Below are 13,291 nucleotides of genomic sequence, written 5' to 3' on the forward strand. Positions count from 1 at the left end.
CTACAGAATGTGGCCTACGGCTACGCTACTCGTATCATCCTGATACTCGCCTCTTCGAGGCCACCTTCGCTATGCTCAGGTGTTCAAATTTGTTCCAGACAAATTTGTCCGACGCCGCTCGGTCTTAACGCACCGGCTATTATCCGTTCCAGACGGAGAATAGCCTCGCCAAACATCCCTGTTTGGCGTGCTAACCTCACTCTGTTGTCGGCACATTCTGACGCCGGAATAAGACAGACAACATAGCCTTTAGTGTTTTTTTGTGAGTTATTTTTGTGTTAAAAAACAATGCAATTACATCCAAAAAGTGGTCAGGAAAGGTATTGATTTTATTGAAGTTTTTATTTTGCTGTTTTCAAGCTAAATCAATCACTTACACAACCTAAGCAAAGCACCGACATCCAACAAATCAACAAAACGACGAATAGCGCCCTAATAACAGCAATTTAACCGCTCCAAACCCTTTTTTTAACGACAATTTAAAATTAAATAAAATCAATAAATTATAAAACACCTCAAAAAAAGGGTTTTCAAAGATGAAATTGTTGTTTATCTTTATACAGCAAGATTTATCAAATCTTAAGCTCTACCTTAACGCCGTATAGGCGGTTTAGAAATCTTCATTTTCATCTAACAATCTAATGCTATCCCTTAACGCCGTATAGGCGGTTTAGAAAATTTACGAGTTTGTAACTGTTCTTCAACATAGCCTTAACGCCGTGCAGGCGTTTAATTAAAATAAATCATATAATTATAAAAACATAATATCTTCCAAAAAAGATGGTTATGTTGTTTGTTTTATTCCGGCGTCAGAATGTGCCGACAACAGAGCGAGGTCAGCACGCCAAACAGGGATGTTTGGCGAGGCTATGCTTCGCCGGGAGCGAATCATAGCCGGTGCGTCAAGACCGAGCGACGGAGGAGGGCAGCCGTAGGCCACATTCTGCAGCCAAAGCGTGGGTTGTCAGGGAATTCGCTTTAATTCCCTGACTCGGACGTGGTCACTGTAGCTATTTTGTTCACCAACGGTCAAAACGTCCGAAACCACCGCACCCAATCCATCCTATTCACCAAAACAAAAAAGGCCCGATTTTCCGCCCAAAAATCGGTCAGAAAATGTATTGATTTTATTAAAGTTTTTTTGTGTGATTTTTAACCAAAAACCCCAAAACCCCATTAAAAAGCCCGCTTATAACAAGCGGGCTTATACTAATATCTAATTTAATTTTAATTTAAACTACAACAACCTTCAAACTTCCAAATAATTCAAAATACCTTCAGCCGCTTTGCGCCCTTCATTAATCGCCGTTACCACTAAATCCGACCCCCGAACGGCATCGCCACCGGCAAAAATTTTAGCATTACTCGTTTGGTAACCGTTAGCTTCTGGCGCAATGATTCGACCTTGTGCATCAAAATCAACCCCTTGTTCTTCCAACCACGGCATAGCATGTGGCTTAAATCCAAATGCCATTACCACTGCATCGGCAGGGAGGACAAATTCTGAACCTTCAATCATGACTGGCGAACGTCGACCTTTTGCATCGGGCTCGCCAAGCTCGGTTCGGACCATTTTTACGCCTGTCACTTGCCCAGTGCTGTTAATTTCAATGCTTAGTGGTTGTACATTAAATTGAAACTGTGCGCCTTCTTCTTTGGCGTTTTTTACTTCTCGCTTTGAGCCTGGCATATTGGCTTCGTCTCGGCGATAAGCACAAGTGACTTCGCTAGCGCCTTGGCGAATCGAGGTGCGTACACAGTCCATTGCCGTATCACCACCACCAAGCACAACTACACGTTTATTTTTCATGTCAATGTAAGGTGCATCTTGGGTTTGTTGATGTTGCATAAGGTGCTTGGTATTGGCAATTAAAAATGGCAATGCATCGTAAACACCATTTGCATCTTCGTTTTCAAGGCCTGCTCGCATTGATTGATAAGTACCTGCACCAACAAATACGGCATCAAATTCATTGATTAGGTCGGCTAATTGCACGGTTTTGCCTACTTCGGTATTTAGTCTGAATTCAATGCCCATTTCGGTAAATATGCGGCGTCGGTTAATGAGTACTTCTTTGTCTAATTTGAAAGCAGGGATACCAAATGTTAGTAATCCGCCAATTTCAGGGTGACGGTCAAACACCACCGGTGTTACACCATTGCGCACTAATACATCAGCACATGCAAGGCCTGCCGGGCCTGCACCAATAATGGCGACTTTTAGCCCTGTTTGTTCAACATTCGATAGGTTGGGTTTCCATCCCATTTTAAAGGCCTCATCCGTAATATAACGTTCAATATTTCCAATGGTAACCGCACCAAATTCGGCATTTAAGGTGCAAGAGCCTTCACAAAGGCGATCTTGTGGACAGACTCGACCACAAACTTCCGGTAGACTGTTGGTTTGGTGCGAAAGTTCTACCGCTTCTAGAATTTTACCTTCGTTAACCAGTTTTAACCAATTGGGAATATAGTTATGTACAGGGCAGCGCCATTCACAATAAGGATTACCACAAGCCAGACAACGATCGGCTTGTGCTTGTGATTGCGAGGCAGAAAAGCCCTCATAAATTTCAACAAATTCAATTTTGCGGATGTTTAACGATTTTTTAGGCGGATCAACACGTTGTAAATCGATAAACTGATAAACATTTTGACTCATTTTCGTGTTCTCCTTACTGTGCTTGAACGCGCAGTTCTGCCGATGAGCGACTGCGGTGTCCAAGTAGTGCTTTGACATCACTGGATTTTGGTTTGACTAGGGCAAATTGTTTAGCAAAATTGGCCCAATTAGCCAAAATATTTTCGGCTCGTGATGAGTGGGTTAGTTGAGCGTGTTCCATAATTAAACCGCGAAGGTGTTCTTCATGAATGGCGTAATTTGCGACGTTTAGCATTTCGACTAGCTCTTTGTTGATGCGTTTGTGTAGTTCGCCATCTTCATCTAAGATATAAGCAAACCCACCTGTCATACCCGCACCGAAGTTGACCCCTGTTTTTCCAAGTATACAAACAATACCGCCTGTCATATATTCACATCCATTATCACCAATGCCTTCAACAACGCTGATGGCACCGGAATTACGTACGGCAAATCGTTCACCTGCTCGGCCTGCGGCAAATAATTTGCCACCTGTTGCGCCATATAAGCAGGTGTTGCCCGCGATGGTTGCTTCATGACTTAAAAATGCCGAGCCTTGCGGTGGGCGAATGACAATGCGTCCACCAGCCATGCCTTTACCAACATAGTCGTTGGCATCGCCAGTTAGGGTTAGATCTACACCACCAGCATTCCATACACCAAAACTTTGCCCCGCCGTGCCGTTGAAGTTTAGCGAGATCGGATCGGTGACTAAGCCTTGATCGCCATATTTTTGAGCAATATAGCCTGATAGGCTTGTGCCAACCGAGCGATCGGTGTTTTGAATGTCAAAATAGAAGCTTTTGCTTTGACGGTTATCAACAAATTGTTGTGCTTGTGTGAGGATCTCTTTATTGAGTACCCCTTTATCAAATGGTTTGTTATCTTCTATGCAGTAAACCGGTTTGCCTTCAAGTGGGGTGGCGGTTTTTAGCAGTCCAGATAGATCTAGTTTTTGTTGTTTCGCAGTGATGCCATCAAGTTCTAATAATAAATCAGTCCGTCCGATTAAATCGACAATTCGACTTACGCCTAGTTCTGCCATCACTTCCCGTGTATTACGTGCAATAAAGCGGAAGTAGTTCATGGCTTTTTCTGGCAGGCCATGATAGTGCTCGCTACGTAATTTTTCATCTTGTGTTGCAACACCTGTTGCACAGTTATTAAGGTGACAAATACGCAGATATTTACAACCCAATGCGACCATTGGACCAGTTCCAAATCCAAAGCTTTCTGCCCCTAAAATGGCAGCTTTGACAATATCGGTACCGGTTTTTAATCCACCGTCAACTTGTAGACGGATTTTGTGGCGTAATCCATTAGCGACTAAGGATTGTTGTGTTTCAACCAGACCAAGTTCCCAAGGTGAGCCGGCATATTTGACCGATGTTAATGGGCTAGCTCCGGTTCCCCCGTCGTAACCAGAAATGGTGATGAGATCAGCATAAGCTTTAGCAACACCAGTTGCAATGGTTCCAACCCCGGGTTCAGATACTAATTTGACCGAAATCATTGCGTTAGGGTTAATCTGTTTAAGGTCAAAAATAAGTTGTGCCAAGTCTTCAATTGAATAGATGTCGTGATGAGGCGGCGGCGAAATCAATGTGACACCCGGTACCGAAAAACGTAATTTTGCTATATACGGTGTGACTTTATCACCAGGTAGCTGACCACCTTCCCCCGGTTTTGCTCCTTGTGCGACTTTAATTTGAATAACATCAGCACTCATTAAGTAACTTGGCGTTACGCCAAAACGGCCTGATGCAACTTGTTTTATGCGCGAGACTTTTATGGTGTTGTAGCGTGCTGGATCTTCACCGCCTTCACCTGAATTGGAGAAACCACCGAGTGTATTCATGGCTTCGGCAAGCGATTCGTGCGCTTCAGGGCTCAGTGCACCAATTGACATGGCGGCTGAGTCAAAGCGTTTGAATAGCGATTCTTCAGGTTCGACTTGTTCCAGTGGAATAGCTGCATCTTTAGGTGGATTGAGCTTTAATAAATCACGTAATGTGGCAATAGGGCGATTATTAACGATATCAGTATAACGTTTGTAATCGTCATAATTGCCATTATTGACCGCTTTTTGTAGTGATTGTACCACATCTGGGTTATAGGCATGATATTCGCCACCATGGACAAATTTAAGTAGTCCACCTTGTTCTAATGGTTTTCTTTTTAACCATGCACTTTTCGATAAGTTAAATTGGTCTTGTGTAAAATCATCAAAGTTAGCGCCACTAATACGGCTAGTGACACCTTGGAAACAAAGCTCAACCACATCTTTATGTAATCCCACCGCTTCAAACAGTTTTGAGCAGCGATAAGAGGCAACGGTTGATATCCCCATTTTAGACATGATTTTGTATAGGCCTTTGTTGATCCCATTGCGGTAATTAAGAATTGCTTCGCGATAAGATTTATTTATTGTGCCATTATCGACCATTTGACCTAAGGTTTCATAGGCTAAGTAAGGGTAAATTGCTGTTGCTCCAAAACCAAGCAGTACTGCAAATTGATGTGGATCACGACAACTTGCGGTTTCAACAATGATATTGGCATCACAACGTAAATTCTTTTCAACTAAGCGTTGTTGTACAGCACCCACCGCCATTGGTGCCGGAATTGGTAAGCGATCGGCTGCGATGTTTTTATCTGATAAAATCAGTAAGACTGTGCCATTACGCACTTTTGCTTCGGCATCACCACATAATTGTTCAATGGCATCACGTAGGCTGCCATCAATGTCATAAGTGATGTCTAATGTTTCTGATTTGTAGTAACGCGACTCTAACTCGGTTAATTGTTGTAAATCAGAATAAACTAAAACGGGATATTTAAATGCCACGCGATGCGCTTGACCTTCTGCTTCGGCAAATACATTCATTTCTCGGCCGATGCTGGTTGAAAGTGACATAACATGCGCTTCACGTAGTGGATCGATAGGCGGATTTGTGACCTGTGCAAATTTTTGGCGGAAATAGTCATAAATTAAACGAGGTCTACTTGATAATACGGCAAACGGCGTATCATCACCCATTGATCCAGTGGCTTCTTGGCCATTTTCACCGAGTACACGAATGCATTGGTCAAGCTCTTCAGCGCTATAACCAAACTGTTTCTGATAAGTGGCAAGTAACGTATCGTCGTAATTGCGTGAACCAATGTTATCATCAGGTAGGTTTTCAAATGGTATTAGCTGTTTAACATTTTTTGCCATCCATTCTTTATAAGGATGACGTTTTTGTAAATCGTTGTCTGTTTCAGACGATTGTAATATGCGACCTTCTTCGGTATCGATAACTAATAATTCACCCGGGCCAACACGACCTTTAGTGACAACTTCATCAGGTTGATAGTCCCAGATACCAATTTCAGAGGCACAGGTAATAAGTTTGTCTGTCGTTATTACATAACGCGCAGGACGTAATCCATTACGGTCTAAATTACATGCCGCATAACGTCCATCTGACATGACAATACCCGCAGGCCCATCCCAAGGCTCCATATGCATTGAGTTGAAATCGAAAAAGGCACGTAGGTCTTCGTTCATGTCAGGGTTATTTTGCCAAGCAGGAGGTACAAGCAGGCGCATAGCTCGTACAATATCCATCCCACCAACAAGGAATAGCTCTAGCATGTTATCTAATGAACTTGAATCGGAGCCGGTGACATTAACAAACGGTGCGGCATCTTGTAAGTCCGGAATGAGGGGCGTTTTAAATTTGTATGAGCGCGCTTTTGCCCATTGGCGGTTACCTTCGATGGTATTGATTTCACCATTATGCGCCAGATGGCGAAAAGGTTGCGCTAATGGCCAACGTGGCACGGTATTAGTTGAGAACCGTTGATGGAATAAACAAATTGCCGTTTCCATGCGGATATCGGCCAAATCTAAATAGAATCGAGGTAAATCTTTAGGCATACATAAGCCTTTATAGATATTGACCTGATTGGAGAAGCTGCAAACGTAAAATGTGTCGTCTTTCACCCGTTTTTCAATTCGACGACGCACCATATATAAGCGGCGTTCTAAATCGATTTTTGTCCAACCGGCAGGGGCGTTGACAAATACTTGTTCTATTTTGGGTAGTGATGATAATGCTATTTCGCCCAGTACGCTTTTATCAATCGGTACTTCACGCCAACCTAGAATAGATAAGGTTTCTTCAGCGAGTTCTTGTTCAACAATCTCGCGGCTTGCTTGTGCTTCTTTTTCGTCTTGGCTTAAAAACAGCATACCAACGGCATAATTGGTCGCTAATCGCCAACCTGCATCTTGTGCTACTAATCTAAAAAAACGGTCAGGTTTTTGTAATAAAAGGCCGCACCCATCGCCTGTTTTTCCATCAGATAAAATGGCGCCACGGTGTTGCATTCTGGCTAAACCGTGAATTGCTGTACGCACCACTTTATGACTTGGTTGCCCTTCAATGTGAGCAATTAGCCCAAATCCGCAGTTATCTTTTTCATGATGCTGGTTATATAACATATCATTGCCTCTAGTTCATCGCTTTTATAATTTGAGAAAGTATAGGCATTAATCCCATATTGGCTATGAAATTAAAGAAAAATCGTATTTTGGTCAAATAAATATTACTTATAAGTCAATCTTTTAATAACTGTTATTGGCGTTATTAATAAAGCTAATAATGGTAATTATTGCTATGATTTTTAATGGTTTTATAAGTCAATACTAGATTTTGGCAATTTTGGTGGATATTTGGGATATAAGTTCTTTTTCTTTTTTGTTAAAAAGTTTCATTAAAATGTTTATTTTAGTATAAAACATATTGCAAAATTCAATGGCTATTAGTGGTGGTTGTATACTGTTATAATTTATTATCTGTGAATTTTTAATATCTCAATTATGCAAACGAAAATTACAATTGTAGGCGCTGGCGCTGCAGGGCTTTTTTGTGCCGGCTTGCTGGGGCAAAAGGGCTATGATGTTACTGTGATTGATAATGGTAAAAAAGTAGGACGCAAAATTTTAATGTCTGGCGGGGGGAAATGTAATTTTACTAACTTGAATATTGAGGCTAAGCACTATTTGTCCCAAAATCCGCATTTTTGTAAATCGGCATTAAAACGTTATACGCAGTGGGATTTTATTCATTTGGTTAATCAATATCATATCGCTTATCATGAAAAAGATCATGGGCAGTTGTTTTGTGATGATTCAGCTCAACAGATTGTGAATATGTTAGTTAAAGAGTGTCAAAAAGGTGGCGTGAGTTTTATGTTGCAAACGCAACTTAATGATATTGAATCTGATACTGAGAAATTTAAATTACATACTTCAAAAGGTTTAATTGAGAGTGATAAAGTTATTATTGCAACAGGTGGATTATCTATGCCTGCGTTGGGTATGACGTCGGTAGGATATAAAATTGCCGAAAAATTTGATCTGCCGGTTGTTGCTGTAAAGGCTGGCTTAGTGCCTTTTACACTGCATAAACCCTTGTTAGAGGTGCTGTCAACGCTGTCTGGTATTTCGGTGCCGGTTGAAGTGTCGAACTCAAAAATTTGTTTTAAAGATAATTTGTTATTTACTCATCGGGGATTATCGGGTCCTGCCATTTTGCAAATTTCAAGCTATTGGCAAACTGGTGAAGCAATTAAGATTAATTTGTTACCTGATAGACAATTCGAAACGGAATTTAAACCATTACTTGAAGCAAATCGCAATCAAAATATAAAAAATTGTTTAGCGCAGATTTTACCTAAAAGACTCATTGAAGCATTAATACAATTAAATTTAGTGTCTGATTTAACAGTGAAGCAACTTACTCCTAAACAGCAACAAAATCTTTATGATACCTTGACGCAATGGTCCATTGTCCCTAATGGTACGGAAGGATATCGTACTGCCGAGGTAACATTAGGTGGGGTAGGTACTGATGCGTTATCATCAAAAACTATGGAGGCAAAAAAACAGCCCAATCTTTATTTTATTGGCGAAGTCGTTGATGTGTCAGGTTGGCTAGGAGGGTATAATTTTCAATGGGCTTGGAGTAGTGCTTTCGCTTGTGCTCAAGCGTTTGATTGATTGTTTTGGGGTGATTAGATTAATCACTAATTACCCCCATTTGAATATGATATTTTTTGACTTTATATTGTAAAGTTGTGCGTGAAATATTTAATATTTTTGCCGCTGTGATAATTTTACCATTGGCTTGGTTTAAGGCATCAATGATAAGTTGTCGTTCATAGTTTTCTACTTGTTGGGTTAAGTTGTTTCCATTTGGTGATGTGTTTTGTGCTATTTTGTCTGGTTTACTGCTGTTCTCGTCCTGATAAAATGAACTATTGAGGTCAAATAGCTCGTCATCAAGTGTGATATGCTGTAATTCACCGGGTTCGCTTTGTAATACCATACTTCTGACTATTGCATTTTCAAGCATCCTGACATTGCCAGGCCAAGGAGCTGATATTAATTGTTGTAGTGCATGTTCACTGATACCGCTGATGATGATATTTATATCGTTTTTATGTTTATCAATAAAATAGCGCGCTAAAACAGGGATGTCTTCTGTTCTGTCGCGTAAAGCTGGGAGCTTTATTAAACCAACGTTTAATCGATAAAACAGGTCGTTTCTCATTTTTCCTGTTTTTAGTAATTCTGCTGGTGATTCGTTCATCGCTGCAACAATACGAACATCAGAATACATTTCTTTATTACCACCTAGTGGCCAATAGGTTTTTTCCTGTAAGAATCGTAATAATTTGCTTTGCATATCTAAGGGCATGGCGTTTAATTCATCAAGAAATAATGTACCACCATTGGCAAGTTCTAAATAACCTTGTCGAGTTTCTGCACCCGTGAATGCGCCTTTTACTGTACCGAATAATGTGCTCTCAATTAGTGTCGTCGGCAATGCGCTACAATTAAGGGATATGAAGGGTTTTTGTCGGCGTTGACTTGTTTGGTGTATTAAACGGGCAAATAGCTCTTTACCTGTACCTGTTTCACCAACAATTAATACAGGAACATCATTTGCACCTAACACATTGGTTTGATCGATAACCTGTTGCATTTTTTGAGAAACAAAAACGATTTCGGGTAATGGCTGTTCTTTGTTTTGGTATAACTTGCTATTTAGGGTAAATACTTGGTCTTGTAATTGCCTTACAGTAGATAAATTTCGTCCTATTTCTATTGAGCCAATAATTTCTTTATTTGTGTTATAAAGTGGCACAGTTGTGTGCATGTAGTCAACAAGCTTGCCGACATGATTGTAATAGCTTTGGTAATTATCTTGATATTCTTTGCCTTGTTGTAGAGCTTGCAGCATGGTGCTGTCTTCTTTTCTCATCTTTGGATAAACTTTAAGTATGGGTTTACCAATAGCTTGTTCCATCGGATAACCATCTAGTTCTGCACTTTCTTGATTATAATAAATATATTTTCCTTCCTTATTGATAATGGCTATTGGTTGATGGATTAGATCAAAAAAATGTTTAAATATATCTAGCGATTGTAATAATTCAGGATCGATTGTCATGATATTAGTGCCCTTTAATTTTGAATTATTTTTTAGATCTTGCTTAGGTTAATTTAAATCCTTTTCAACTCTCACTGGAATGACGGATTTTTGTCATAAAGATATATTTTACACTATATGACTAGTTTTGTTTATGACGATTGTTTTTTAACTTAATGATTATTATTGTTTTTTTATTTGGCATACTGATTGCATTACAGGTGAGAAGCCATTTTTCTTATTCATTATGTTCTTTTATGTATTAATTAACTGGAGGTCATATGTCTGACTCAATTATGTCAAATTATAACAAAATACGTACAGATCTTGTAACTAAAGATCGTCGTTTTAGTGCTGAAAGTGGCAAACTATGTTTTGATGGTATTAATTTAGAAAAGTTAGCCGAAAAATATCCAACCCCTTTTTATGTGTTTTCTGAAAAGGAAATTGATCGTAATGTGCAAGAAATCAAAAATGCATTTAAAGCGCATCCAAACACAAAAATTTTCTATGCGTCAAAAACCTGTTCTGTAATGGGCGTGCTTAAAGCGATTAAAGATGCCGGTATTTACGCAGAAGCCAACTCAATGTTTGAAGTGCGTAAATGTTTAGAAATCGGTTTTTCTGGTAGCCAAATTGTTTTCAATGGTGTTGTTAAAAAACCTGTGGATTTAGAATTTGCTATCCAAAATGATCTTTATATTATCAACGTAGATAGTTTATATGAACTTGATATTATTGATGAAATATCAAAACGTTTGAAAAAAGTAGCAAATGTTTGTGTGCGTGTTGAGCCAAATGTTCCATCAGCAACTCACGCAGAATTGGTAACGGCTTATCATGCTAAATCAGGTATTGATTTAGAACAAGCAGAAGAGACATGTCGTCGTATTTTGGCAATGCCATATGTTCATTTACGTGGTTTACATATGCATGTTGGTGATCAGGTGCCTGAAGCAGAGCCTTTTGCTAAAGCAACGAAGGTTTTAGTTGATGAATCACGTCGTTTAGAAGAAGTGCTTGGTATTAAATTTGATTTAATCAATGTAGGTGGGGGAATTCCTGTTCCATATAAATATGACGAAGAAAATGGTAATCCATTAGAAGATAATATGTATGCAGGTATTACCGCACAAGATTTTGCTGATGCTGTTATTAATGAAGTGCACAAGTGGCGCACTGATGTTGAAATCTGTATTGAGCCAGGTCGTAAAGTAACAAGCTCTGCTGGTGTTCTTGTAACTGAAGTTGCCTGCGAAAAACGTAAAACTAATTACGATTTAGACGGTAATATTGAAGAACATGTTGAATGGAAATTTGTTGATGCGGGTTATAGTGTTTTATCCGATAGCCAACATTTTGATTGGTTCTTCTATGTTTATAATGCCTCTAAAATTAATGAAACACATGATGAATACATCAAATTGGCAGGTCCTTTATGTGATGGGGGGGACTACTTCCATGTCGGTGTTAAAGGTGAAGAATTCTTAATGCCAAAAGATACTCAAATCGGCGATATTGTTGCTTTCCTTGATGCTGGTGCTTATACCATCGAAAGCCAAACTGTTTATAACAATCGTCCTCGTACCTCTGTTGTAATGATAGATAAAGAGGGTAAAGATCGATTGATTCGCCGCGAGGACACTTACGAAGATATGGTTGGGTACGACATATATTAATCATCAATATCTGGGGCATTTTATGCTCCAGATATTATAAAGTGAGGTTATTATGAGTGATTCTAAAGATTCAAGTTTGCTGGGTATTAAAGACATTGTGTTTATGAATGTCATTGCAATACTGAGTTTACGCCAAATTCCGAATGTTGCTCCATATGGCGCATCAGCAATGGTACTTTGGTTACTTGCCGCATTTTGTTTATTCTTTCCATTAGCAATGGTGTGTGGTGAACTTTCAACCGGCTGGCCAAAAGATGGTGGGATTTTTGTGTGGGTAAAAGAAGCATTTGGTAAACGTATCGGTTGGATTGTTGTTGTTTGTTTTTTGTTTTCTTGTGTGCTTTTCTTCCCATTAATGTTGCAATTTGGTTTTACTGCAATAGGGTATATGTTTAGTGCTGATTTAGCTCAAAACCAAGTATTTATTGGTGTTGGTTCTATGGTTGTATTTTGGATTTTGACACTAATGAATATTAGGGGAATGCAATGGACTAAAATTATCAATAGTGTTAGTGCATGGCTTGGTGTATTTATTCCTGCTGCTATTCTTATTGTTTTAGCTATTGTATGGTTGTTAATGGGTCATCCAATGGCAACGAGCTATAGCCATGTTAGTGATTGGATTCCTGATTTAAGCAGTTGGGATACTATCGTATTTTTATCTAGCATGATGTTTGCGTTCGCAGGTCTTGAAGTGGCACCAATGATTGCTGGGCGGACTCGTGATCCTCAGCGTGATTTTCCAAAAGCGATGTTGGTTTCAGCTGTTGTCATTGTTGGTATTTATATGGTGGGTTCATGGGCAATTAATACGTTGTTACCTGCAGAAGATACCGATATTGTTGCGGGTGTTATGCAGGCGATGGAAGCTGCTGCCAATGAATTACATATGCCTTGGTTATTACCTGTTATGGCAATTTGTTTATTCTTTGGTGCATTAGGACAAATTAACTCGTGGTTAGTAGGCCCTATTTATATGTTACAAGAAGCATCAAAAGAAGATAATTTACTTGGTGAACGTATCGGTCGTTTACACCCAGTATATAAAACCCCTGCTTTTGCTTTAATTATTCAAGCAATTATTGTGACTGTGCTTTGTTTTTCAACGTTTGTGTCACCAAGTATTGCTGCGGCATATTGGATGTTAACAGCACTTACAACAATTTGTTATTTTATTCCGTATTTGGTGATGTTTATTGCGTATTATCGTTTACGCTTTACTCAACCTGATGTACCGCGTAGCTTTAAAATTCCAGGTAAGGTTATGCCAATTGTTTTACCTGCATTAGGTTTTTTATCAACGCTATTTGCTGTAATTTTGGTCTTTATTCCACCAGCCCAAATTGATATGGGGGGATATGTTGAGTATATTGCCAAAATAGTGGGTGGTGCTGTGCTTGCTATTGGTTTAGCTGAGTGGATTTATTATCGAGCACAAAAGCGTAACCGTTTGCAGTAGTAACAATATATAGAGGAGTAAGTAT

The 13,291-nt window shown here is 39.5% G+C and carries 6 protein-coding genes; 3 read left to right on the plus strand and 3 right to left on the minus strand.

Features of this window, described 5'->3' with window-relative positions:
- Positions 1 to 1,249: 1,249 nt before the first annotated feature.
- Positions 1,250 to 2,662, minus strand: a complete 1,413-nt coding sequence (locus GYX25_RS08815; RefSeq protein WP_174787200.1) for an FAD-dependent oxidoreductase — start codon at positions 2,660 to 2,662, stop codon at positions 1,250 to 1,252.
- Between the two features lie 13 nt (positions 2,663 to 2,675).
- Positions 2,676 to 7,133: a glutamate synthase large subunit gene (gltB, locus tag GYX25_RS08820; RefSeq protein WP_174787201.1), complete on the minus strand. Its 4,458-nt coding sequence runs from the start codon at positions 7,131 to 7,133 to the stop codon at positions 2,676 to 2,678.
- 378 nt (positions 7,134 to 7,511) lie between these two features.
- On the opposite strand from gltB, the gene GYX25_RS08825 reads away from it, so the two are divergent.
- Positions 7,512 to 8,693, plus strand: a complete 1,182-nt coding sequence (locus GYX25_RS08825) for an NAD(P)/FAD-dependent oxidoreductase (protein ID WP_174787202.1) — start codon at positions 7,512 to 7,514, stop codon at positions 8,691 to 8,693.
- 19 nt (positions 8,694 to 8,712) lie between these two features.
- Here the strand turns inward: GYX25_RS08825 and GYX25_RS08830 are convergent, their stop codons facing one another.
- Entirely contained in the window at positions 8,713 to 10,152 is a 1,440-nt protein-coding gene (locus GYX25_RS08830; RefSeq protein ID WP_091348802.1) for a sigma-54 interaction domain-containing protein, read from the minus strand.
- A gap of 257 nt (positions 10,153 to 10,409) precedes the next feature.
- Here GYX25_RS08830 and lysA point away from each other — a divergent pair, with 257 nt between their 5' ends.
- Together lysA and GYX25_RS08840 are read left to right on the plus strand one after the other, a co-directional pair.
- Positions 10,410 to 11,807 (plus strand): diaminopimelate decarboxylase, encoded by a 1,398-nt coding sequence (gene lysA, locus GYX25_RS08835; RefSeq protein WP_174787203.1) that lies wholly within the window; start codon positions 10,410 to 10,412, stop codon positions 11,805 to 11,807.
- A gap of 52 nt (positions 11,808 to 11,859) precedes the next feature.
- Complete coding sequence (locus tag GYX25_RS08840) at positions 11,860 to 13,266, plus strand: APC family permease (protein WP_091348808.1); 1,407 nt, start codon at positions 11,860 to 11,862, stop codon at positions 13,264 to 13,266.
- The last annotated feature ends 25 nt before the right edge of the window (positions 13,267 to 13,291 follow it).

Source organism: Gilliamella sp. ESL0254 (assembly GCF_013344985.1).
GTDB classification, from domain to species: domain Bacteria; phylum Pseudomonadota; class Gammaproteobacteria; order Enterobacterales; family Orbaceae; genus Gilliamella; species Gilliamella bombicola.

Bases quoted from the DNA above. Each gene is read 5' to 3' on its own strand.
- GYX25_RS08815 (WP_174787200.1), bottom strand. From the start codon at position 2,662: ATGAGTCAAAATGTTTATCAGTTTATCGATTTACAACGTGTTGATCCG.
- gltB (WP_174787201.1), bottom strand. From the start codon at position 7,133: ATGTTATATAACCAGCATCATGAAAAAGATAACTGCGGATTTGGGCTA.
- GYX25_RS08825 (WP_174787202.1), top strand. From the start codon at position 7,512: ATGCAAACGAAAATTACAATTGTAGGCGCTGGCGCTGCAGGGCTTTTT.
- lysA (WP_174787203.1), top strand. From the start codon at position 10,410: ATGTCTGACTCAATTATGTCAAATTATAACAAAATACGTACAGATCTT.
- GYX25_RS08840 (WP_091348808.1), top strand. From the start codon at position 11,860: ATGAGTGATTCTAAAGATTCAAGTTTGCTGGGTATTAAAGACATTGTG.